Here is a 22,994-nt window from a genome sequence, read left to right as displayed (position 1 = left end):
TTTGATTAAAATGTACGCTGCAAATTTTCATGTGTATTTGTAATCGCTTTTTCATTTTTATAGTCAATCCATTTTTGACCTTGAATTTTTCGCATCATAATATCAAAGTGACGCATAATGAAAACATTGTACGCGGCTTTTGATAAATTGACAATGTTTTTTGGAAACGAACGCAGACTCATTGAAAATCCAGGTGTTAAATATTTCATGTAATGCCAATAACCTTCAGGCATATAAAGCATTTCTCCATGTTTCAGATTGGTGATGTAACCTTCTATGTTTTTAAGTGCGGGGAATTTTTCGTAATCAGGATTATCAAAATCGATATCTTCTCGAGAAATCAAAGCGTGAGGTACTTTATACATAAATTTTGACTGACTAGGAGCGAAAATCATACATTGTTTTTCTCCATGAAAATGGAAATGAAGAATGTTTGAGTAGTCAATGTCATAATGCATAAAGACCTTAGAATTTTCTCCGCCAAAAAACAACATTGGCATTTGTTTCACTAATTTTAGGCCAATATCTGGCCATAAAAAGTCATCTTTTAATGATGGAACTTCTTTCATTAAATTATAAAGAAAAATACGGTAGTTAGTTGGCTTTTCTTCCAGCAATTTGATATAATCGCTCATTTTCATTGTGGTATGAGCCTCATTAAATCCGTCTTCATGATTTACAGGTCTATCGTCATACAATGGAACGATCAAATCTCCTGCAATTTCTTTCATATAAGATAATTTCCATTTGTTATAAGCTGGCCAGTCTTCGGTCAATTCTTCGATAACAACAGGAATTTGTTTTTTTACATATTGGGAAACAAAATCAGCTTTTGAGATTTTTTTCACCCTTTCAATTTGATTTAACTTCATTTTACTAAATAAAAAAATTGCTTATAACTCTGTACGTTATAAGCAATTTAAAAATATTTAATGAGATAAATGAACTCTTTTGGCTAAAATTTTGATGTAATCGAATTTTAAAAGAGCTAATCTGAGAATTTCAAAAAATTAATCTGCAGCTAATTTATTATTCCAATAAAGCATCATCATCAAAGTAACAATTACCGATGAAGCTACTCCTTCAAACAATAAACAAATGCAGTAAGTTGGTACAGATGGATTTCCTCCAAACAAAAATGTTTCAGATAAAGTTTTTACATACGCATCTCCGCCTCGAGCATAGCTGTAAACCAAAAGGCCAAATACACTCATGCATACACCAACTACAGAAGTAGTCATGGCAGAAACAGCATTAGATACAAAATTGGTTTCTCCTTCATGAATGTTCATCTGCATTGTCCTGTTAACACCATAGAATATAAAGAAGACGTTGAGTACTCTTAAATAAAACAAATCTGCTAAACCTAATACATTCATCAATAAAAAATAAATGCCAATTCCGAGAAAAATCAAAAACCCGTTGGTAATTTCTTTAGGTAGTTTCATAGTGGTTATTTTTTAAGAAGTTAATAGTAAATATTTGAAAAACAGTGTTCTATCAAATTTACTAAAAAAATAACTACGATGATTTAAAAACCGTAAAAACTATGCGGTCAGATTTTTTAAAGAAGAATTTATAAAAGCCAAAGATTCAGTTTGGTCTTGGTTAAGCTGAGCTTTTAAAGCATCTAATGAACCAAATTTTTGTTCTTCGCGAATATAGTGCAGGAACGAAACCTCAATATTTTGATCGTAAATATCTTTGTCAAAATTAAAAAGATGAACTTCAATGGTTTGCTTTTCACCACTAACAGTCGGATTAAAACCAATATTCATCATACCGTAAATGGTTTCTTGATTTACAATTGCTTGTACAACATAAACACCAATTTTTGGTATCAATTTGTAATCTTCTTCAATGTAAATATTTGCAGTAGGAAAACCAATTGTTCTTCCAAGTTGTTTTCCTTTTACCACCGTTCCGTTCAAAAAGTAAGTGTATCCTAAATATTCGTTTGCCAAAGCCATGTTGCCTTCGTTTAAAGCTTTTCTGATTTTGGTAGAACTAACAGAAACATCTTGAATTTCTTCGGCTGAAATTTGTTCTACTTCAAAACCATATTCGATTCCGAAAGCAATTAAATCATCAATATTTGCAGTTCGATTGCGGCCAAAGCGATGATCATGTCCGATAATAATTTTTTGAATCTGAAATTTCTCTACTAAAATAGTACGCACAAATTCTTCGGCAGTAAGTCGTGAAAAACTTTCGTTAAAAGGATGAACAATTAAGTTTTCAATCCCAGTAGCTTCCAAAAGTTTTACTTTTTCATCAATAGTATTTAGTAATCTTATTTCAGATTTTTCTTGAAGAACCATTCTTGGATGCGGAAAAAAGGTAAGAACTAAACTTTCGTATTTTCCGTTTTCAGTATTTTGTGTAATTCGTTCCAGAATTTTTTTATGACCAATATGCACGCCATCAAAAGTACCAAGAGTTAAAATTGTTTTCTTGGTTGACTGAAAATCGTTTATAGAATGAAAGAGCTTCAAAACAAATTATTTAAGATGCTGCAAATTTATACTATTCTCTTTAAAATTTAATACTATCCTAAATCGAATTTTACTCCTAGTTTAATTTCTTTTTGCAAAAATAACCTGACTCGTCGATGAAAAAGTATTAATTGTCGTATATATATTATGATTTTAAATTAATTGAATTAATTTTGATATTATATCCCCAGAAAAATGAAAAAATTTTTACTTTGTATATCTTTTGTTTTTTGCTGTCTGAGCGCTAATGCTCAAAGCGATATCTTGTGGCAGAAAGTTACTTCTTCTTCGCTTTCGCGAAAAGCCAACACTTCTGAATCAGGTAAATTATATTATAAATTAAATGCCGATCTCCTTAGTTCAAAACTGGCTTCGGCATCGAGTAAAACATCAAAAAGCACCACATCAGAAATTACTATTCCTAATACTGATGGAAATTTGGAGCGTTTTTCAGTTTGGGAGTCTTCAAATTTTGATCCAGAATTGCAAGCAAAATATCCTGAAATTAGAGCTTATGAAGGAAGAGGGATAGACGATAAAAATGCTAAAATATATTTTAGTGTTGCGCCTATTGGAATGCAGACAATGGTATTTCGCTTGGCTAAACCAACAGAATATATTGAACAAAATCCAGACGACAAATCGGAGTATGTTTTGTTTAAATCGGCAGACAATGCCGAATCAAAAATGCGTTTAGATTGTAAAACAGCCAATTTAATTTCAGAAAAGAAATCTTCTTCAACTGCAAAAACAGCTTCGAATACTAAACAATTAAAAACATTTCGTTTAGCTCTATCTTGTACTCACCAATATGCAGCATTTTTTGGAGGGACAAAAGCTGCGGCATTGGCAGGAATGAACGCAACATTAACTAGAGTAAATGGAGTTTTTGATAGAGACCTTTCTGTAAAATTAGTTTTAATTGCTAATAATGATGCGATTATTTATATAGATGCAGCGACAGATCCGTATTCTAGTCCTTCAGTTGGGACAGCAGACCCAGGAGGAACTTGGGGACAAGAAGTTCAAACAACTTTAACGAACGTAATTGGAAATGCTAATTATGATATTGGGCATTTATTTGGAGGTTCTGGCGGCGGAGGAAATGCAAATTGCATTGGTTGCGTTTGCGAAAATCCAACTTCAAATGAACCTTTGGCAAAAGGAAGCGCTTATACTTCACCAGCAGATGCAATACCTCAGGGTGATACATTTGATATTGATTTTGTTGCGCACGAAATGGGCCATCAGCTTGGAGGAACTCATACATTTTCTCATTCAGGCGAAGGAACAGGAACGCAATATGAGCCAGGAAGTGGTTCAACAATTATGGGGTATGCTGGCGTTACTCGAAATTATGATGTACAAAGTAACTCAGATGATTATTTCTCTTATGGAAGTATCAATCAAATACAAAATAATTTAGCTGGAAAAACCTGTCCAGTAGCAACCGCAATTGCTAATAATCCTCCGACAATTAGCGCAGGAGAAAATTATACGATTCCAATTAGTACACCTTTTATTTTAACAGGAACAGGATCGGATCCTGAGAATAATGATATTACTTATACTTGGGAACAATTTGACAGCGCAACAACAGCTTTTGGTGCAAATAGTATTGCTTATCCAACAAAGCCAGACGGACCAATGTTTAGATCTTTTGCACCAACAACTTCGCCAGTTCGTTATATGCCAGCATTAAGTTCTGTGCTAAACAATCAATTAACCACAACTTGGGAATCGGTATCTTCAATTGCCAAAACAATGAATTTTACTTTGACAGGAAGAGATAACGCCCCAGAAGGACCGCAAACTAGCACTGATGCAATGGTTGTAACGGTAAGCGCTTCTGCAGGGCCATTTGCTGTGACTTCACAAAATACCGAAAATATTGGTTGGGCAAAAGGATCGACACAAACTGTTACTTGGAGCGTTAATAATACAAATACACTGCAAGGATCTTCAGAGGTTAATATAAAATTATCATTAGACGGAGGTTTAACATTTCCTATCACTTTAGCCGCTAGTACACCAAATGATGGATCTGAAACAGTATTGATTCCAACAGGTATTGATGCTTCTACAAATTGCAGACTTATGATACAGCCAGTAAATAATATTTATTATGCTCTTAATAGTTTGCCTTTTGCGGTAGGATATTCTGTTTCGACTAGCTGTTCGACTTATAATTTTGATGGAGGTTATTCAATTGGCACAAGCACATCTTATGTTACCAAAACAGTTACGGTGCCAGCTTCAACAGGAACTATTTCAGATGTAAATGTTTCGGTTAATGTTACTCACGAAAGATTTCAAGATCTTGAAATGCAGATTGTAAGCCCAAGCGGAACAGTAGTTTCTTTATTTAATAAAAGTTGCGGAAGTACAAATTCGACTCTAACACTTCAATTTGATGACAGCGGAAATGCTTTAAGCTGTAGTACAACAACGAGCCAAATTGTAATTCCTGCTAGCGCTTTAAGTGCTTTTAATGGAGAAGATCCTCAAGGCAATTGGACATTTAGAGTTCGCGATGCTGTAGTAGGCATGTTTGGAACTATAAATTCGGCTTCAGTAAATATTTGCAATAAAACATTTACACTAGGAGACACAGATTTTGAAAACATGGATTTCGCTTTATATCCAAATCCAAACAAAGGCTTGTTTACAATTCAATGTAAGAGAGATACATTAAAAGAAATTAAAGTTTATGTGCATGATATTTTAGGAAAATATGTTTACAGCAATACTTTTTCAGGTGCAGGATATTTTATTCAAGACATTCAATTAGTAAATGTACCAGCAGGAGTTTATCTAGTTACTGTAGCAGATGGAGAAAGAAGAACTGTCAAAAAAATAATTATCAATTAACTATTTTTAAAAATCAATATTTAAAATCCAAATTCCAATACTCAGTTGGGATTTGGATTTTTTTATTTGGAATTCACCCTAAGAGTTCGCCATTGCCATACAAATTACACTGATTTTGACTCCTGGAATTTTTAATAAAGCCCGTGAGCAGGCCTCAATTGTTGCGCCTGTTGTAAGTACATCATCGACGATTAGGAAATGTTTGTTGTGATTGGTTTCGGTAAATTTGACATCAAAGATGTTTTCGATATTTTCAGATCTTCCTAAAAGATTTTTTTTAGATTGTGTTTTAGAATATACTTTTCGAATTAATAAATTTTCATCAAAAGGAATTTCAAAACCTGTTGCAATTGCTTTTCCAAAAGTGGTTACTTGGTTATAACCTCGTTCTTTAAATTTCCTTTTATGAAGCGGAACAGGAATTACAGCATCAAAAGGAACTTCCAATTGAAGTTCTTTTAAATCCTCAACATACCATTGTCCTAAAACACTTCCAATTTCCTCATGGCCCTTGTATTTTAAGTTGTGAATGAGCTCTTGAACCATTCCTTTTTTATTAAAGTACAAAAATGCCGAAGCAAATTGAACATCAACTTTGCCGTAAAACTTTTTTACTGCTTCATTTTTTGGGTTCAAATGATATTGAGTAAGAGGCATTTCGTGCCGACAAATCGTACAGAAAACATTTTCATTCTGCAGTAAAATAGAGTGGCATCCGTCACAAACTTTCGGGAAAAAGAGATTTATTAGATAATTAATCACAAAAAGAAAGATTTTATTTACAAAAGTAACAAAATCAATACTTCAATCTTTATTATTTTTCTTTTTTTTAAAGGTACTTTTTATATTTTTGCATCACTATGGCAAAACAAGAAGATATATTTAAGAATGTGGTTTCGCACGCAAAAGAGTACGGATTTATTTTTCCGTCAAGCGAAGTTTACGATGGTTTAAGTGCTGTATACGATTACGCACAAAACGGTGTCGAATTAAAAAAGAATATCCGTGAATATTGGTGGAAATCAATGGTTCAGATGAATGAAAATATTGTCGGCCTTGATGCTGCAATATTAATGCATCCAACAACTTGGAAAGCTTCAGGCCACGTTGATGCATTCAATGATCCATTAATTGATAATAAAGATTCTAAAAAAAGATATAGAGCTGACGTTTTGGTTGAAGATCATGCTGAAAAAATTCACCAAAAGGCGCAAAAGGAAATTGACAAAGCAAAAGCTCGTTTTGGCGATGCATTCAACGAACAAGAATTTGTGACTACAAATGCTCGTGTAATTGAATATTTAGCTAAAGAAAAAGAAATTAGAGAGCGTTTAGGTCGTTCTTTGGGAGCAGGTGATTTAGCCGATGTTAAAGCTTTGATCGAAGAATTGGAAATTGCTGATCCTGAAACTGGTTCTAAAAACTGGACAGAGGTAAAACAATTTAACTTAATGTTCGGAACAAAATTAGGTGCTTCTGCAGAAAACGCAATGGATTTATATTTGCGTCCAGAAACGGCTCAAGGTATTTTTGTAAACTTCTTAAATGTTCAAAAATCGGGTCGTATGAAAGTTCCTTTCGGAATTGCTCAAACGGGTAAAGCATTCAGAAACGAGATTGTTGCAAGACAATTCATTTTCCGTATGCGTGAGTTCGAACAAATGGAAATGCAATTTTTTGTGCGTCCAGGAGAAGAAATGAAATCATACGAATACTGGAAAGAAACTCGTCTAAAATGGCATTTATCTTTAGGATTAGGAAAAGAAAATTACCGTTTTCACGATCACGAAAAATTAGCTCACTACGCAAACGCAGCTGCTGATATCGAATTTAATTTCCCATTCGGATTTAAAGAGTTGGAAGGAATTCACTCTCGTACAGATTTCGATTTGAAAGCGCACGAAGAATATTCTGGAAGAAAATTACAATACTTTGATCCTGAATTAAACGAAAACTATGTTCCTTATGTAGTAGAAACTTCTGTAGGTCTAGATCGTATGTTCTTAGCAGTTTTCGCAACTTCATTAAAAGAAGAAACATTAGAAGACGGTTCTACAAGAACAGTTTTAAAATTGCCAGCAGTTTTAGCACCAACTAAAGCAGCGGTATTGCCATTGGTTAAAAAAGATGGTTTACCAGAAGTTTCAAGAAAAATCATTGAGGATTTGAAATGGGATTTCAATGTGGCTTATGATGAAAAAGATGCTGTAGGACGTCGTTACAGAAGACAAGATGCTTTAGGAACGCCTTTCTGTATTACAGTAGATCATCAAACACTTGAAGACGAAACAGTAACAATTCGTCATAGAGATACAATGAAACAAGATCGTGTAAAAATTGCTGAATTAAGAGGTATTATCGAAAACGAAGTTTCGATGAAAAACTGGTTAATGAAAATGTAATCTTTGCTACTTAAGATAAGGATCCCAAATTCCGTAAAGGAGTTTGGGATTTTTGATTTTAGAAAACACGCATTTTGTCGATGTTTTTTGCATTTCATCATTTTGTATCAACATTTCATTGTAATGTGTTAACAATGAAGTGATTAAAAATTATAAATCCGTATTTTTAAAATCGGATTAATACCGAAACCAATTTTTTTCACCCATAAGTCAAATTAAAATTATTTTTTGATTATGATTGCAAAGTGAGAAAAGCAACAAAACCAAAAATTGAAAAAGTATTCCTATATTATAATTGATGATGACGCTGAGAGTATTTTGAAAACCAAAACAACCGCTTCAGGTTTTTCAGAATTAGCTTTTGCAGCATCGGCTTCAAATTTTCAAGATGGTTTAAATTTGGTTTTAGAACACAAACCTGCTTTAATTTTTCTAGAAATTGAACCTAAAGATGTGTTAAGTCATTTATCATTGGCTTTTATCAGCGAACTGCATCGGTTTTTTCAAGAAATTCCAAAAATCATTATTACTACCAAACATAAAGAAAAGGCTTTCGATGCAATTCAATATGGCGTTTTTGATTATGTTTTAAAACCCGTTGCGCATATTGATCTTCTAAAAACGATTTTGAAGCTTAAAAAGACTCATTTAGAATCTAAAACCGCTCCATTTACAGAAGAGCCAACTTCTATTGTAATCGATAATGTAAACAATGTTACGATTCCTCAAAATATCGAAAAACCACTAACGATCTGTATAAAATCGTATGGAGATTATCGATATCTCAACGCTGAAGATATTTGCTATTTTCAAGCCGATAATAACTCGACAGATATTTATTTGAATACTGGTGAAATGATTACGGCATTTAAAACGTTAAAGCATTTTGAAAGTGTTTTGACTTATCCGTTTATTCGTATTCATAATAGTTATGTAATTAATCGGAATTATATTTCAAGAATTCATAGCGGAAACTCAATCTGTTACATTAAAAATTCCAGCAAAAAGATTCCTTTCTCTAAAACTTATAAGGCAAATGTCGAGCAGATTATTGCCGATTTTTCTACAGGAAATTACTTAGAAATCTAAAAACTAGACGTTTACACAAATTTGCTATCCATTGACTATCAATTGGGTATGATTTACCACAAACTCAATTTTTCGTATAAATTCTTTTCGACCTTGGTGTTAGTTTTACACTCTGATTCGCTAGCAAACAGCAATCATTCTCCAAAAATTTAAACAAACACTTAAAACCTCAGGTCATGAAAAAAACAGCTTTGACAATCGGATTATTTTCTCTAGTAGCAGTAGCAACTTCTTTTGCATCAACAGAAGTTCCAACTTATTTAGCAGCTAACGATTCTATTAAAATTTTACCAGTAGATGGAAAGGGCGGTCAGAAAACTAGTCAAGACGGAAGGAAATTGGATGTTTACGGGACAAGCAATGCTGATTTTAACGAAACTAAATCTTTTAATTCTGATAGACAATCATTTGGAAAAAATATTAAACTTGATTAAATAGTTTAAATAAAAAATATAAGCTGTCAATTCTGGCAGCTTTTTTTATGTCTTTTAGTTTTGTACTTTTGATTAAATTCAAAAGGACTATTGAAAAATAAATGCTTAATACTTACTTCAATTTTTATTCTTCTTTTTGGATGTTCCAAAAAAAAGAGCGTTGATGATAGTGATGCTGTTCAAACAGATAGTCTATCTACATACCTTTCGTTGGCAAATGATATTAACCTTTCTTATAACGAAAAACAGGTATATAATAAAAAAGCATTAGATATTATTATCGGCCAAAAAGATGATTCTCTTAATAAAGTAAATCTTTTTAAAATAGCCAATAGATATTATAACATGAGTGATTGGGATTCTTATAGAAATACTTCATATCTAATTTTAGATAGATCGGAAAAGAGTAAGGATTCAGTTAATTTAGCAAAAGCATATACTTATTTAGGAGATTATTATCTATTAAAGTCTGTCTCAGATAGTGCATATATGAATTATTATGCAGCTGAGAAGATTTATCTTCGTATTAATGATGAATTGAATCTTGCAAAAACGTATTCTAATAAAGCAAATCTTCAATATCAGGAAGGTGCTCTTTTCGAAAGTGAAGTTACAATTTTTAAGGCTTTAAAAATTTTAAAAAAACTAAAAAATGTAAGTAACCAATTATACGATTGTTATAATACTTTAGGAATACTTTATAATGATAGGGAAGAGTACAATAAAGCTTTAGAGTTTCATAATAAAGCACTGGAAATATTAAAAGATAAATCCATTCCTGCAGAACTACAATTAGAAGCAACTTCTCTTAATAATATTGGTTTTGTCTACTTAGGAATGAAAAATTATAGAAAAGCTAAGTATTATTTTCATGAAGGATTAATACAGGACAATTTGTATCATGGTGACACAAAGTTGTATGCAATGCTTTTAGATAATTTGGCTTATGCAAAACTAGGAATGCAAGAATCTGATGGGCTTCCTGAACAATTTTACCAAGCTCTAAAAATTAGAGACAGTCTAGGTTTAACCTCTGGTGTCATTTTGAACAAAATACATTTGTCCAAATATTTTGCATTTAAACAAGATTCAGTTAATGCTTTGAAATTTTCAAAAGAAGCAGTAGAATTGTCACGTTCTAGTGAATCTCCTTCAAGTTTATTGGAATCTTTAAAACAAATTGCCCAGGTTGATCCGAAAAATGCTTCAATATACTCTAAAGAGTATATTCAAATCAATGAGAAGCTTCAGAAAACAGAGCGTAAAATGGGAGAAAAATTCTCTCGAATCGAATATGAAACCAACGAAATAAAAGACCAAAATTCAAATCTTCAGGAAAAAAATAAAACTTTGGTTTATGTCTTTAGTATTTGTACATTGCTCGGATTGTTTTTTTATGTTTATAAAACGCAGCAGGCAAAAAACCGTGAACTGCTTTTTAAACAGGAACAGCAGATTGCAAATGAAAATATTTATAATTTGATGATTTCGCAGCAAAATGAAATTGAGCTTGCGAGAATAAAAGAAAAGAAAAAAGTTGCACAGGAATTACATGATGGAGTTCTAGGACGTATGTTTGGAATTAGAATTAGTTTGGATAGTTTAGATAAGGTTAATGAAGCAGAAGCAGCCGCTAAGAGAAAAAAATACCTTAATGAACTGAAAAATATTGAGCAAGACATTCGCGAAATTTCTCACGATTTAAATAGAGAAAAATCCGAATTAATTAATAATTTTGTTGCTATTTTAGGTAAACTATTTGAAGATCAACGAAATACATATAGTTCTAAACTAATTACGACTTTTGATCCTGATATAAAATGGGAATTGATAAGTAATACTTTGAAAATCAATTTGTATCGAATTATTCAGGAAGGACTTCAAAATTGTAATAAATATGCTAAAGCAGATATTATAAAAGTAGAACTTAGAAATGAAAATGAAATTTTGGTTCTAACTATAGAAGATGATGGAATTGGTTTTAATACCAAGAAAACCAAAAACGGAATAGGTTTACATAATATAGAATATCGAGCAACAGAAGGTAAGGGTACAGTTACCATAAAATCTGCCAAGGGTGAAGGAACAATTCTCACCGTAAAAATCCCAATAGATCCAAACCATAACCTGCATAATAATGACATTTGATTTAACATCTTCAGTTCCACAATTAGTTAAGAAGAATATCTTGATAGTAGATGATCATCCATTTATTATTGAAGGATATAAAAATGCCATAACACGTTATAATCCAAAACAATATGAATTTTTAATTTCGCAAGGACATGATTGTCGGTCTGGTTATGATATAATAGAAAGTGCTAACACACCTATGTTTGATATTGCTTTTTTAGACATCAGCATGCCGCCTTATGAAGAAAGAGAAATTTTTTCTGGTGAAGATTTGGCAAAATTGCTTTTGAAAAAAATGCCTTCTTGCAAGATTATTCTTTTGACGATGTATACTGAATTGTTGAAAATAAAAACGATTATTAGAACAATTCAGCCAAATGGTTTGATTATAAAAAACGACCTTACTTTTGATGAATTGCTTTTGGCTTTTGATAAAGTAATGAAAAACGAAAAATACTATAGCCAATCGGTTGTGAAAATGCTGAATCAATCCACTCACAATGCAATTGAAATTGATCAGTACGATAAACAGATTTTAATTCATTTATCTAAAGGATCTGCCATAGATGAAATGTTGCAAAATATTCCGATTTCTTTAAATGCAATAGAAAAACGAAAAAAGCATTTAAAGGAATTGCTAAAGATTAAAAACGATTCGGATGAAGATTTGATCAAAGAAGCAAAAAGTAAAGGGCTGTTTTAAAATTTTAGATTTTAGAAAAACTTAGCAATAAAAAATCCTATCAGGTTCTTGAAATCTGATAGGATTTTTAATTTATGCTGTTGCGCACTGCGACTGTGACTGAAAACTCAAACTATTCGGTCAAAGCGTCCCATCCGCGCGCTTTTAAGGCAATTTTTGTGTTGGCACGAGTTACAAGATGGATTCCTTCATTTTCTTCCGCCATATGTCCAATAACAGAGAAATTCGGATTTCCTTTTATTTTGTCAAAATCATTAATATCAATGGTAAACAAAAGTTCATAATCTTCACCGCCGTTTATGGCAACTGTTGTGCTGTCGATATTAAATTCTTCGCAAGTAGAAATAAACTGTGGATCTAATGGAAGTTTATCTTCATATAAATTACAGCCCACTTTAGATTGCTTGCAAATATGAATAATCTCAGAAGATAATCCGTCTGAAATATCAATCATTGCTGTTGGTTTAATATCCAATGCATGAAGCAAAGTACGAACATCTTTTCGAGCTTCAGGTTTCAATTGTCGTTCCACCAAATAAGTATAAGGATCTAAATCTGGCTGATTGTTTGGGTTAACTTGGAAAACTTGTTTTTCGCGTTCCAAAACCTGTAATCCCATATAAGCAGCTCCAAGATCTCCGGTTACAACTAATAAATCAGTTTGTTTGGCTCCGTTTCTGTAAACTATTTCATTTTCGTCAGCTTCTCCAATTGCAGTGATGCTAATAATTAAACCTTTTTGAGATGAGGTTGTGTCTCCGCCAATAACATCAACTTTATATTCTTTTGCTGCAAGGGTAATTCCTGCAAACAATTCTTCTAAAGCTTCAAGTGGAAAACGATTAGAAACCGCAACCGAAACTGTAATTTGAGTTGGTTTTGCATTCATTGCACAAATGTCAGAAACATTTACTACAACGGCTTTGTATCCTAAATGTTTCAATGGCATGTAAGCCAAATCAAAATGAACTCCTTCAATTAATAAATCGGTTGAAACGACTACTTTTTTGTCTTTAAAATCAAGAACAGCAGCATCGTCACCAATACTTTTTAGAGTGGATTCTTGAGTAACATCAAAGTTTTTGGTTAAATGGTCAATTAAACCGAATTCGCCCAATTGCGCTATACTAGTTCTCTGCTGATTTTTATCTTCTATCATTTCTGTTAAGTTCCAAAGTTATAAAGGTGCAAAGGTACAAAGGATTTTTTTAAAGATGCTTTCTTGAAGATGCTAAGATTCTAAGATACTAAGGTTCTAAGATACTAAGGTTCTAAGTTTTTTATCACCTGTTTATTCTGTAGAGATGCACTGCAGTGCGTCTACGCACAGTATTTCCGCCTCGATTAAAAGAAAATTAAAAATAAATAAAAATTATTTTTTGCTGCTGACAAACTGTTGTCACCGGCCCATTTTACTTTTGAAGTATTAAAAATATTTAAACTTTAAAACCATGAAAACATTAGAAGCACAAGTTATTACTTCAGAAGATTTATTGAAACATTGGCAAGGGCATAGAGCGCTTACACGTCGTTTAATTGAGATTTTCCCAGAGAAAGATTTCTTCGAATTTTCAATTGGCGGAATGAGACCTTTCTCAAAATTAGTGGATGAGCTTTTGGCTATTGCGGTTCCAGGTTTAAAAGGAATCGTAACGAAAGAAACTGCACCTTTTTCAGAGGGAACAGAAAAATTGATTTTTAAAGCACAATATCTTGAAAAATGGGACGAAGCTACAGTAGAAATTGATAAATATTGGCAGCAATTATCAGTCGAAGATTTTAGCGAGACCTTTAACCTTTTTGGGCAATATGAATTTCCTGTAATTCAGAACATCTTATATTTTATTGATAATGAAGTGCATCACCGTGGACAAGCTTATGTGTATTTAAGAGCTTTAAATATCGAACCGCCATTTTTCTGGGAAAGATAATTCGTAAATTTTTACTATCTTAATATCACATTCTAAAAATCAACTGCTATGAGTTTAAAAAAGATAATGTCCAATTTTGCAGATTACAATTTATGGGTAAACCAACAGTTTGTAAACTGGCTTTCGCCAAAAGCTGATGAATTGCTTAACGCAGAAGTGCAATCGAGTTTTCCAACCATCATGAAAACGCTAGACCATATCTGGTCTACAGAAGAATATTGGTTTTCTGTAATTTCTGAAAATGATATGGTAGAAAAGAAGCCTGAAAGCGAATTGTCAAAAGATGAAATATTTGAAGGATTGCTGAATTCATCTACAAGATTGAAACACCTTATCAATTCATTGTCGGAAGAAGATTTGATGAAAGAAGTTAAAATTACAAATCCGTGGTTTGAATGCGAATTGCCAGTTTCAGATTATCTGCTGCAAGTTATTAATCACGGAACGTATCACCGAGGACAGATTGTAACGATGGGAAGAAATATCGGAATTACAGATGCTTCCAACACCGATTACAATTTTTATAATGTGGTAAAACAGAAATAAATGAAGAACTCCTGTAGATAATTCTATCAGGAGTTTTTTCTATAAAAGCCTTTGCTTGTTGATTTCCAATAATTTCAGGACGTTGGTTTTTAATATTTCTGGTTCCAGAATCTCTGCATAATCTCCAAACATCAAAAACCATCTCGGAAAAGCGTTATTAATATCTCTTGACATAAAAGTCATTTCGATTTTTTCATCATCTACATCTTTTTGCGAAATAAAGCCATGATATTTTCTTTCGGTTGCTAAATATCTCGCTATTTTTCGGTCAATTAAAAGACGAACTTTTGTTGTTGGATGCGTTTCTGTTTTGGTTAAATAAGTTTCCAGAGCGTCATGTTCGATTGTAAAATCAACATCTGTTTTTTTAATTCCCTGAATTCTGTCGGTTCTAAACTGACGATAATCTTTTCGAAGATGACAATAACCCAGAAAATACCAATTATTATTGTCGTGAAAAACCCCCACAGGCTCCAAATTACGCTCCGTAGTTTCGTCTTTTTCAAAAGTTTTATACGTCAGAAGAATTTGTTTTTTCTCTGCAATTCCTTCAAAAAGAACGGCCAAAGTATTTGGCGAATTATCATTAAACATCGGTTCTGCATCTTGCATGACAATTCTCGATTCGATGTTCGAAAGATAATCCTTGTCATTACTTCTTAAAACAGATTTCAACTTGTACATCGCCGACGCGTAGTGCGTTCCCAATGAAGGATCGGTAAATTTTTGCATTAGTTTTTCGGCCGCAATAAAACTGCTCACTTCTTCGCGGGTAAACATTACAGGCGGAAGTCTATAACCATCCATCAATGCGTAACCAACTCCAGCTTCACTATAAATAGGGACTCCCGAAGCCTCAAGAGTTCTAATGTCTCTATAAATAGTCCTCAGACTGCACTCAAAACGATCGGCTAATTCTTGGGCTTTGACAATCTTTTTAGATTGCAATTGAATAAGAATAGCTACAATTCTGTCAAATCGTTTTGGAGTTTCGTCGAGCATTTTTCTTTTTTAGTTTCAAAGGTTAGAGGTTCAAAGTTACAAAGGTTTAATCTTTATAGAAATAAAAAAGCTGTTCCAAATTGAGACAGGTTTTAGTTTATAAGTCGAATGAATTTAAACATTTTTTTGCATCTTTACAGAATTATAGTATTAAATTTTAGAGTATAGAATGAAACTTCCTTTTGAGCCAGTTATTTTTGGTTATGAAATCAATATCCATTTAGTTTTAGAATATCTGGCGTTTTTCTTAGGATATCGATATTATGTTTTTTTGAGAAAAAGAACGAATGATACTATTGTTTCTTCCAACAGATTATCAATTATATTGGGAGCGGCAATTGGAGCTTTTTTGGGTTCTAGAATTATGGGATTTTTAGAAAATCCTGTTTTTCATCTTGATGCAAGATCAATTTTAGACCTTTTCAATGCGAAGACCATTATGGGAGGATTGTTTGGCGGACTTCTGGGCGTTGAAATTGTTAAGAAGATTATAGGTGAAAAAGAATCATCGGGTGATTTATTTACTTTTCCGATTATTCTAGGAATTTTTATCGGGAGAATTGGCTGTTTTTTATCTGGTACAAATGAATTTACCTATGGAAAAGAAACGACTTTTTTTATGGGAATGAATCTTGGAGATAATGTTATGAGGCATCCAATAGCCTTATACGAATTACTTTTTCTGATTATTTTGTTTTTTGCTTTGAAAAAATTGAAAACAAAAAATCTTAAAAACGGACTGTTATTTCAGTATTTTATGATTGCCTATTTCGCATTTCGCTTTTTTGTAGAATTTCTGAAACCCAATTATTTCTTGATTTTTGGAATAAGTTCGATTCAGATTTTATGTTTGATTTGTCTGCTCTATTATAACAAAACAATTTTAAATTTATTTGTAAAAAATGCCAGTTAGAAAATATACTTATTATGACTTTACATTAAGCCTTTGCCCAGAATGCTTAAAGAGAATTGATGCTAAAATTGTTTTTGAAGACGAGAATGTCTACATGCTTAAAAGATGTCCAGAGCATGGAAATTCGAAGGTTTTAATTGCCGATGATATTCAGTACTACAAGAATATCCGAAACTACAATAAACCATCTGAGATGCCGTATACTTTTAATACAAAAACACATTATGGCTGTCCGTACGATTGTGGTTTATGTCCAGATCATGAACAGCATTCTTGTCTTACAGTTGTTGAGGTTACAGATCGATGTAATTTGAGATGTCCGACTTGTTATGCTGGTTCATCGCCTAGTTATGGCAGACACAGAACTCTCGAAGAAGTAAAAGCAATGCTTGATACGGTTGTTAAAAACGAAAAAGAACCAGATGTGGTGCAGATTAGTGGAGGAGAACCAACTATACATCCTGAGTTTTTTGAAATTTTGGATTATGCGAAATCAATTCCGATAAAGCATTTAATGTTAAACACAAATGGAATTAAAATTGCAAAAGACAAAGAATTTGTTCAGCGATTAAAAAGCTATTCTCCAGACTTTGAAATATACCTTCAGTTTGATTCTTTTGAAGATAGCGTATTGCAGGAATTGCGTGGCGCCGATTTAAGCGAAATACGAAAACAAGCTTTAGAAAATCTAAATGAAGTTAATTTGTCTACAACTTTGGTTGTCACACTTCAAAAAGGATTAAACGATCATGAAATAGGAAAAATTATTGAGTTTGCCTTAAAGCAAAAATGCGTTCGTGGAGTTACATTTCAGCCCACTCAAATTGCAGGCCGATTGGAGAATTTTAACTTAGAAACCGATCGCATGACATTGACAGAAGTAAGAAGAAAAATTCTGGAACAAACGACTGTTTTTAATTCAGATGATTTGCTTCCTGTTCCTTGTAATCCTGACGCTTTAGTAATGGGTTATGCGTTGAAATTAGGAGACGAAGTTTTCCCGTTAACACGATATATTAATCCAAATGATTTATTGGATAATAGTAAAAACACTATTATTTATGAGCAGGATGAAGTGCTTCGAGGTAAAATGATAGATTTGTTTAGTACAGGAAATTCTGTAGAAGTAGCACAGGAAAATCTGAAATCTATATTGTGTTGTCTTCCTAATATTGATGCGCCAGAACTAGGTTATGACAACTTGTTTCGAATTATCATCATGCAGTTTATAGATGCCTATAATTTTGATGTGAGAGCAATAAAAAAATCATGCGTGCATATTGTCAATAAGGATAATAAAATAATTCCGTTTGAAACCATGAATTTATTTTATAGAGATGATAAAGTAAAAAGATTAGAAGAATTAAGAACTGAAATATAAAGAATATGACAGCACTAGAAGTAGGTAATTTAAATGGTTTGGTTGCGTTTTTTGTAGCGATTATGGTAGGGCCGCCAATTTTAATGGCAATTATTGGTTTTGCAATAAAGAAAAGCCATCCTAATGGAGCAAAAGTTTGTTTTATTATTGGAGCATTATACTTGCTTATTGGATTAGGAATATGCGGAACACTTATGTCTTAATAAAACCCCAAATAATTCTGTTTATTTGGGGTTTTATTAAGCTATATTGTAAGTGAGTTAGAATCTATACAAAACTCCAAATTGAGGCTGGTCGAAAATATTTTCAAATAAATTGATGTTTAATTGAAAAGTATCAGACGATGGACCATTTTCTGGAGAAACGCTGTTGTAAGCCAAAACATTTGCAAGGACAAAAGTAACGGCAATGTTTTTGGTTACAAAGTAATTCAAACCAACATTGATATCAGCTGTTAAGCTATTGTCTGTATCGCTGCCAACTTGCGGTATTTCGGTTTTGTTTCTTCCGTAACCTAAACCAAGTTCGGCATAAGTTTTAAAGCGTTTTTTATCTAATTCTAAGAAATAATAACGAGCAAAAGCCCCAATTCCAAAAACATTAGTTTTTACTTGAGTTGTTTCTACTTTGTTACTTGAGTAATTTAATTTAGCTCCAACAGCAAATTTATCATTTAGCAAATAGCCAAACTTTGGGCTAAAGCCATAATAGTCTGCGTCTCCGCCAGTACTAATTTTGATAGATCCTTCTAAAAACATATCACCTTTTTGAAAAGTGATGCCTTTTGCAGAATTCATTTCTGAATCAACTTGGTCTTGTTGAGCGTTTGCGAAACAGAATGTGAATAGTGCTAAAATAACAGAAAATTTGGTTTTCATAGTCTTGTAATGTTAAAGTTGTAAGATTAAAAATACATTTTCTGTGTTAAAAAGGCTTTCGATTTATTCGAATGAGTTAATATTGGATTTTTTGAGTTAATAATCTGTCATATTTGTAAGTTTTGACGTTGTAATTTTTAAAATCAAACAAATAAAAAACCCGACAACATAAGTCATCGGGTTTAGTCTATATTCTTGTTTCTTTCTTCTACTTTAGAAAGAAAACTTAGTCATTCAATTTCAAAACAGCCATAAATGCTTCTTGCGGAATCTCAACGTTTCCTACCTGACGCATACGTTTTTTACCTTTTTTCTGTTTTTCAAGAAGTTTACGCTTACGCGAAATATCTCCACCGTAACATTTTGCGGTAACGTCTTTACGAAGTGCTTTAATAGTTTCACGAGCGATAATTTTTGCTCCAATTGCAGCTTGAATCGGAATATCAAATTGCTGTCTTGGGATAAGTTCACGTAGTTTCTCGGTCATTTTTTTACCGATGTTGTAAGCGTTATCTTCGTGAATCAATGCAGAAAGTGCATCAACAGTTTGTGCATTCAAAAGAACGTCAAGCTTAACCAATTTTGAAGTTCTCATTCCAATAGGAGAGTAATCGAAAGAAGCATAACCTTTAGAAACTGTTTTCAGACGATCATAGAAATCGAATACAATTTCAGCCAAAGGCATATCAAAATTCAATTCAACACGCTCTGTTGTTAAATATGTTTGGTTGGTAATTAAACCGCGTTTTTCGATACATAAACTCATTACGTTTCCAACAAAGTCAGATTTTGTAATGATGGTAGCTTTAATAAAAGGCTCTTCAACTCTGTCCAATTTTGAAGGCTCTGGTAAATCTGAAGGGTTGTTTACAACGATTGGCGTTTCTGGATGTTTTTTAGTATAAGCTAAGTACGAAACGTTAGGAACCGTAGTAATTACAGTCATATCAAACTCACGCTCTAAACGCTCTTGGATAATTTCCATGTGAAGCATTCCTAAGAATCCGCAACGGAAACCAAATCCTAATGCCGCAGAACTTTCAGGAGTAAATACTAATGAAGCGTCATTTAACTGTAATTTTTCCATTGAAGAACGCAAATCTTCGTAATCTTCTGTATCAACAGGATAAATACCTGCGAATACCATTGGTTTTACATCCTCAAAACCAGCAACCATATTTGTTGTTGGAACTTTTGCATCTGTAATTGTATCACCCACTTTTACTTCACGAGCTTCTTTAATTCCAGAAATCAAATACCCAACATCTCCTGCTGAAACCACATTTTTAGGAACTTGATTTAATTTTAAAGTACCAATTTCGTCAGCAAAATATTCGTTATCAGTAGCCATAAATTTAATTTTCTGGCCTTTTTTGATTTCACCATTTACAACTCTGAAGATTACCTCAATTCCACGGAATGGATTGTATACTGAGTCAAAAATTAAAGCTTGCAATGGCTCTTCTGGATCACCTTTTGGAGCAGGAATTTTTTCGATAATGGCAGCAAGAATGTTCTCAACACCAAAACCAGTTTTTCCAGATGCGTGAATAATATCTTCTAATTTACATCCTAATAAATCGATAATATCATCACTAACTTCTTCTGGATTTGCACTTGGTAAATCTACTTTGTTTAAAACTGGAATAATTTCCAAGTCATTTTCAAGAGCTAAATATAAGTTTGAAATTGTTTGTGCTTGAATACTTTGAGCAGCATCAACAATCAAAAGTGCACCTTCGCAGGCAGCGATAGATCTCGAAACTTCGTATGAAAAGTCAACGTGTCCAGGAGTATCAATTAAGTTTAAGATATATTCTTCACCTTTGTATTTGTATTCCATCTGAATGGCGTGACTTTTTATGGTAATTCCACGCTCGCGCTCCAGATCCATGTTGTCAAGCAATTGTGCTTTTTCTTCACGAGCTGTAACGGTTTGTGTTGCGCCTAGTAATCTGTCCGCCAATGTACTTTTACCGTGGTCAATGTGTGCAATAATGCAAAAGTTACGTATCTTCTTCATTTTATATATCAGTTCTCTATAACGAGTTTTAGTATTTTTTGGGTGTAAAACTGCCTAAAGCAATTGCTTTAAAGCATGATATTAAGGCGCAAAGATAGCGCAAAGTTTTGGATTCTGGAATCTTGATGATCGATAGTTGATAGTAAAGAATTAAAATCAGGATTAAAATTCGAAATTAAATCCTTTTTCTGTTAATTTCTTATACATTTCAGGGTCAAATTTATAAAGTTTGGCCGCTCTGTGCGAAACATCTTTTTGCTTTTCGTCCAATGCTGTAAGTAGTTTCATGTGGAGTACTTTTCGTCTAAAATTAGATTTATCCAGTTCAATTCCTAAAATTTCTTCGTACAGATGCATTAACTGCAATAAAGTAAATTTTTCTGGAAGAAGGTTAAAACCTATTGGAGCCTGACGAACGCGGTTTCTTAATTGCGCTAAACTGAAATCTAGAATTTCGTTGTGGTCAAAAATCAGTTCTGGGATATCTTTTATTTTATACCATTTAGCTTCGATAACTCGTAAACTGGCTTTAATGTTATAATCTTCTCTATTAACTAAAGTGTAATAACCAATTGTTACAACTCGTCTTTCTAGAACACGTTTCGGATTTGTGAAGGCTTTTAGCTGTTCTAAATAAATATCTTCAAGTCCGGTAAGTTCTTGTAAAATACGCTGCGCCGCGTCATCTGCACTTTCGTCCAATTGAAGCCACCCGCCTAGAAGTCCCCATTTGCCTTTACTTTCGCCTTGAGCGTGCTGAACTAATAGAACTTCCAGACTTTCTTTGTTAAATCCGAAAAAAACACAGTCAATTGTGATTCCGTCTACGGCTGATTTTTGATGAGGAGTAGTTATTTCTGTCAATTTATTATAATGTTTCGAAATGCGAAAAGTTTTTTTAATTCATTTTAACCGAAAATCAGAATTCAAAATTGAATCCTTTTTCGGTTAGTTTTTTATAGATTTCTGGATCAAATTTATAAAGTTGCGCTGCTCTATGCGACACATCCTGCTGTTTTTCATCTAAAGCGGCCAAAAGTTTCATATGAAGAATTTTTCTTCTAAAGTTTGGTTTGTCCATTTCTATTCCTAAAATTTCTTCATACAGCTGCATTAGTTGCAATAAAGTGAATTTTTCAGGAAGCAGATTAAATCCAATTGGCGCTTGACGAACTCTGTTTTGCAGGTTTTTTAAACTGTAAGATAGAATTTCGTTGTGATCGTAAATCAGATCAGGAATGTTGTTGATTTTATACCATTTAGCATCAGATGCGGTAAAACCAGCTTTAATGTTATAGTCTTCTCTTTTTACCAGAGCATAATATCCAATTGTGATAACACGTCGCAGCGGAAAACGATCTGGATCTCCAAATGCTTTTAATTGTTCCAAATATATGTTGTCAAGACCTGTAAGCTCATTCAATAAACGATGAGCAGCAGCATCTGTACTTTCCTTTTTATAAATCCATCCCCCAGGAAGACCCCATTTTCCTTTGCTGATACCTTCACCGTGCTGTACTAAAAGCACTTCAAGACTGCCTTTGTCAAAACCAAAAATAACACAGTCAATTGTGATGGCATTCATCGCACTGTTTTCGTTTTTTGGAGCAGTTTTGTCATCTACATTTTCAACCATATTCGAGATAAATTTTGACAAATTAAATAAATAAAATGATTATTAGCCTTCTTAAAAGCTTTATATTTTTTTTAACGAAATAAAATTGTGAGAATCAGCTGTTTAAAAATTAGTAGAAAACGGCATTTGTTTTAAGTAATTCTTAAATGTCTGATTGTCAATTTTATAAAACGTTGATTTTTCTATATTTTTTATTTCGATTTCAATTCAGATTTTACAACATTGATAAAAATGAATTGGGATTTATTAGAATCGAAAAAAAATAACCCTAATATTTTGTTAATATAGAAAATTTGTTTTACACTTGTAGTCAAATTTACCATAAGATAAATTCAAATTGACTATAAGTTTAAAAAGGCGAAATTACAACTTAACTTAAACTTACCACAAATGTTTTTTTAAAAATTGATTTTCGAGTCGATTTTGATGTTCTAAACATCTTCTTGTAGTCAGACAAGTACTAAATGTTAGAAATGAGATTCAGGCCCTCATTTTTGGCATGACCTGCTTGGGAAGTTTTCCAGAGTTTCTCTTAGGGTAGAAATTACTAACTATAA

At 32.8% G+C, this 22,994-nt stretch carries 21 protein-coding genes; 11 read left to right on the top strand and 10 right to left on the bottom strand.

The annotated features are described in order from the left end of the window. Positions 1 to 5: 5 nt before the first annotated feature. From OD917_RS18070 to OD917_RS18060, 3 genes are all read right to left on the bottom strand, one after another. Positions 6 to 872, bottom strand: a complete 867-nt coding sequence (locus OD917_RS18070) for a cupin-like domain-containing protein (protein ID WP_263524828.1) — start codon at positions 870 to 872, stop codon at positions 6 to 8. Between the two features lie 138 nt (positions 873 to 1,010). Then, on the bottom strand, positions 1,011 to 1,448 hold the full coding sequence (locus OD917_RS18065) for a hypothetical protein (RefSeq protein WP_263524827.1): 438 nt from the start codon (positions 1,446 to 1,448) through the stop codon (positions 1,011 to 1,013). A 99-nt stretch (positions 1,449 to 1,547) separates the two neighbouring features. Beyond that, positions 1,548 to 2,495, bottom strand: coding sequence for a bifunctional riboflavin kinase/FAD synthetase (locus OD917_RS18060; RefSeq protein WP_263524826.1), 948 nt, complete (start codon positions 2,493 to 2,495; stop codon positions 1,548 to 1,550). 195 nt (positions 2,496 to 2,690) lie between these two features. Between OD917_RS18060 and OD917_RS18055 the strand changes: the two genes are divergently transcribed. After that, complete coding sequence (locus OD917_RS18055; protein WP_263524825.1) at positions 2,691 to 5,366, top strand: reprolysin-like metallopeptidase; 2,676 nt, start codon at positions 2,691 to 2,693, stop codon at positions 5,364 to 5,366. Between the two features lie 78 nt (positions 5,367 to 5,444). Here the strand turns inward: OD917_RS18055 and OD917_RS18050 are convergent, their stop codons facing one another. Continuing rightward, positions 5,445 to 6,128 carry a ComF family protein gene (locus OD917_RS18050; protein WP_263524824.1) on the bottom strand — a complete coding sequence of 228 codons (684 nt, stop codon included), beginning with the start codon at positions 6,126 to 6,128 and terminating at the stop codon, positions 5,445 to 5,447. Between the two features lie 98 nt (positions 6,129 to 6,226). Here OD917_RS18050 and OD917_RS18045 point away from each other — a divergent pair, with 98 nt between their 5' ends. The 5 genes from OD917_RS18045 (at position 6,227) to OD917_RS18025 (ending at position 12,127) form a co-directional block, all read left to right on the top strand. Beyond that, positions 6,227 to 7,768 (top strand): glycine--tRNA ligase, encoded by a 1,542-nt coding sequence (locus tag OD917_RS18045; RefSeq protein WP_111377589.1) that lies wholly within the window; start codon positions 6,227 to 6,229, stop codon positions 7,766 to 7,768. A 270-nt stretch (positions 7,769 to 8,038) separates the two neighbouring features. Then, entirely contained in the window at positions 8,039 to 8,857 is an 819-nt protein-coding gene (locus OD917_RS18040) for a LytR/AlgR family response regulator transcription factor (protein ID WP_263524823.1), read from the top strand. Positions 8,858 to 9,033: 176 nt separating this feature from the next. Continuing rightward, a complete protein-coding gene (locus OD917_RS18035) occupies positions 9,034 to 9,291 on the top strand; it encodes a hypothetical protein (RefSeq protein ID WP_111287408.1) in 258 nt (85 codons plus the stop codon). Between the two features lie 90 nt (positions 9,292 to 9,381). Further along, the gene (locus OD917_RS18030; RefSeq protein ID WP_263524822.1) at positions 9,382 to 11,439 is read left to right on the top strand and encodes an ATP-binding protein; all 2,058 of its coding nucleotides are present in this window, start codon (positions 9,382 to 9,384) and stop codon (positions 11,437 to 11,439) included. Beyond that, positions 11,429 to 12,127, top strand: a complete 699-nt coding sequence (locus OD917_RS18025; RefSeq protein WP_263524821.1) for a response regulator — start codon at positions 11,429 to 11,431, stop codon at positions 12,125 to 12,127. The genes OD917_RS18030 and OD917_RS18025 overlap by 11 nt, the downstream gene beginning before the upstream one ends. Positions 12,128 to 12,239: 112 nt before the next feature. Here the strand turns inward: OD917_RS18025 and thiL are convergent, their stop codons facing one another. Beyond that, complete coding sequence (thiL, locus tag OD917_RS18020; RefSeq protein WP_263524820.1) at positions 12,240 to 13,286, bottom strand: thiamine-phosphate kinase; 1,047 nt, start codon at positions 13,284 to 13,286, stop codon at positions 12,240 to 12,242. 292 nt (positions 13,287 to 13,578) lie between these two features. On the opposite strand from thiL, the gene OD917_RS18015 reads away from it, so the two are divergent. Then, positions 13,579 to 14,058 carry a DinB family protein gene (locus tag OD917_RS18015; protein ID WP_263524819.1) on the top strand — a complete coding sequence of 160 codons (480 nt, stop codon included), beginning with the start codon at positions 13,579 to 13,581 and terminating at the stop codon, positions 14,056 to 14,058. Positions 14,059 to 14,106: 48 nt separating this feature from the next. Further along, the gene (locus OD917_RS18010) at positions 14,107 to 14,604 is read left to right on the top strand and encodes a DinB family protein (RefSeq protein ID WP_263524818.1); all 498 of its coding nucleotides are present in this window, start codon (positions 14,107 to 14,109) and stop codon (positions 14,602 to 14,604) included. A 39-nt stretch (positions 14,605 to 14,643) separates the two neighbouring features. Here the strand turns inward: OD917_RS18010 and OD917_RS18005 are convergent, their stop codons facing one another. Further along, on the bottom strand, positions 14,644 to 15,606 hold the full coding sequence (locus OD917_RS18005) for a helix-turn-helix transcriptional regulator (protein ID WP_263524817.1): 963 nt from the start codon (positions 15,604 to 15,606) through the stop codon (positions 14,644 to 14,646). A gap of 169 nt (positions 15,607 to 15,775) precedes the next feature. On the opposite strand from OD917_RS18005, the gene OD917_RS18000 reads away from it, so the two are divergent. From OD917_RS18000 to OD917_RS17990, 3 genes are read left to right on the top strand one after another with little or no spacing between them, the layout of a single operon-like run. Next, on the top strand, positions 15,776 to 16,519 hold the full coding sequence (locus tag OD917_RS18000; protein WP_263524816.1) for a prolipoprotein diacylglyceryl transferase: 744 nt from the start codon (positions 15,776 to 15,778) through the stop codon (positions 16,517 to 16,519). Next, complete coding sequence (locus OD917_RS17995) at positions 16,509 to 17,900, top strand: radical SAM protein (RefSeq protein ID WP_263524815.1); 1,392 nt, start codon at positions 16,509 to 16,511, stop codon at positions 17,898 to 17,900. Before OD917_RS18000 ends, OD917_RS17995 begins: the two co-directional genes overlap by 11 nt. 5 nt (positions 17,901 to 17,905) lie before the next feature. Then, a complete protein-coding gene (locus tag OD917_RS17990; protein ID WP_263524814.1) occupies positions 17,906 to 18,103 on the top strand; it encodes a hypothetical protein in 198 nt (65 codons plus the stop codon). 57 nt (positions 18,104 to 18,160) lie between these two features. Here OD917_RS17990 and OD917_RS17985 read toward each other — a convergent pair whose 3' ends face one another. From OD917_RS17985 to OD917_RS17970, 4 genes are all read right to left on the bottom strand, one after another. Beyond that, positions 18,161 to 18,778, bottom strand: a complete 618-nt coding sequence (locus OD917_RS17985; RefSeq protein WP_263524813.1) for a porin family protein — start codon at positions 18,776 to 18,778, stop codon at positions 18,161 to 18,163. 226 nt (positions 18,779 to 19,004) lie between these two features. Continuing rightward, positions 19,005 to 20,801 (bottom strand): translation elongation factor 4, encoded by a 1,797-nt coding sequence (gene lepA / locus OD917_RS17980; RefSeq protein WP_263524812.1) that lies wholly within the window; start codon positions 20,799 to 20,801, stop codon positions 19,005 to 19,007. A gap of 162 nt (positions 20,802 to 20,963) precedes the next feature. After that, positions 20,964 to 21,665, bottom strand: coding sequence for an NUDIX hydrolase (locus OD917_RS17975; protein WP_263524811.1), 702 nt, complete (start codon positions 21,663 to 21,665; stop codon positions 20,964 to 20,966). A gap of 55 nt (positions 21,666 to 21,720) precedes the next feature. Then, a complete protein-coding gene (locus OD917_RS17970) occupies positions 21,721 to 22,437 on the bottom strand; it encodes an NUDIX hydrolase (RefSeq protein ID WP_263524810.1) in 717 nt (238 codons plus the stop codon). Positions 22,438 to 22,994 lie beyond the last annotated feature (557 nt).

Source organism: Flavobacterium sp. SH_e (assembly GCF_025717045.1).
Lineage (GTDB): Bacteria > Bacteroidota > Bacteroidia > Flavobacteriales > Flavobacteriaceae > Flavobacterium.
This window is presented reverse-complemented; position numbering and strand designations above follow the sequence as displayed.

Excerpts from the sequence above, each read along its gene's own strand:
- OD917_RS18045 (WP_111377589.1), top strand. The coding sequence starts at position 6,227 with ATGGCAAAACAAGAAGATATATTTAAGAATGTGGTTTCGCACGCAAAA.
- OD917_RS18010 (WP_263524818.1), top strand. The coding sequence starts at position 14,107 with ATGAGTTTAAAAAAGATAATGTCCAATTTTGCAGATTACAATTTATGG.
- OD917_RS17985 (WP_263524813.1), bottom strand. The coding sequence starts at position 18,778 with ATGAAAACCAAATTTTCTGTTATTTTAGCACTATTCACATTCTGTTTC.
- OD917_RS17995 (WP_263524815.1), top strand. The coding sequence starts at position 16,509 with ATGCCAGTTAGAAAATATACTTATTATGACTTTACATTAAGCCTTTGC.
- OD917_RS18065 (WP_263524827.1), bottom strand. The coding sequence starts at position 1,448 with ATGAAACTACCTAAAGAAATTACCAACGGGTTTTTGATTTTTCTCGGA.
- OD917_RS18005 (WP_263524817.1), bottom strand. The coding sequence starts at position 15,606 with ATGCTCGACGAAACTCCAAAACGATTTGACAGAATTGTAGCTATTCTT.
- lepA (WP_263524812.1), bottom strand. The coding sequence starts at position 20,801 with ATGAAGAAGATACGTAACTTTTGCATTATTGCACACATTGACCACGGT.
- OD917_RS18000 (WP_263524816.1), top strand. The coding sequence starts at position 15,776 with ATGAAACTTCCTTTTGAGCCAGTTATTTTTGGTTATGAAATCAATATC.
- OD917_RS17970 (WP_263524810.1), bottom strand. The coding sequence starts at position 22,437 with ATGGTTGAAAATGTAGATGACAAAACTGCTCCAAAAAACGAAAACAGT.
- OD917_RS18035 (WP_111287408.1), top strand. The coding sequence starts at position 9,034 with ATGAAAAAAACAGCTTTGACAATCGGATTATTTTCTCTAGTAGCAGTA.
- OD917_RS18070 (WP_263524828.1), bottom strand. The coding sequence starts at position 872 with ATGAAGTTAAATCAAATTGAAAGGGTGAAAAAAATCTCAAAAGCTGAT.
- thiL (WP_263524820.1), bottom strand. The coding sequence starts at position 13,286 with ATGATAGAAGATAAAAATCAGCAGAGAACTAGTATAGCGCAATTGGGC.
- OD917_RS18055 (WP_263524825.1), top strand. The coding sequence starts at position 2,691 with ATGAAAAAATTTTTACTTTGTATATCTTTTGTTTTTTGCTGTCTGAGC.
- OD917_RS18015 (WP_263524819.1), top strand. The coding sequence starts at position 13,579 with ATGAAAACATTAGAAGCACAAGTTATTACTTCAGAAGATTTATTGAAA.
- OD917_RS17990 (WP_263524814.1), top strand. The coding sequence starts at position 17,906 with ATGACAGCACTAGAAGTAGGTAATTTAAATGGTTTGGTTGCGTTTTTT.
- OD917_RS18025 (WP_263524821.1), top strand. The coding sequence starts at position 11,429 with ATGACATTTGATTTAACATCTTCAGTTCCACAATTAGTTAAGAAGAAT.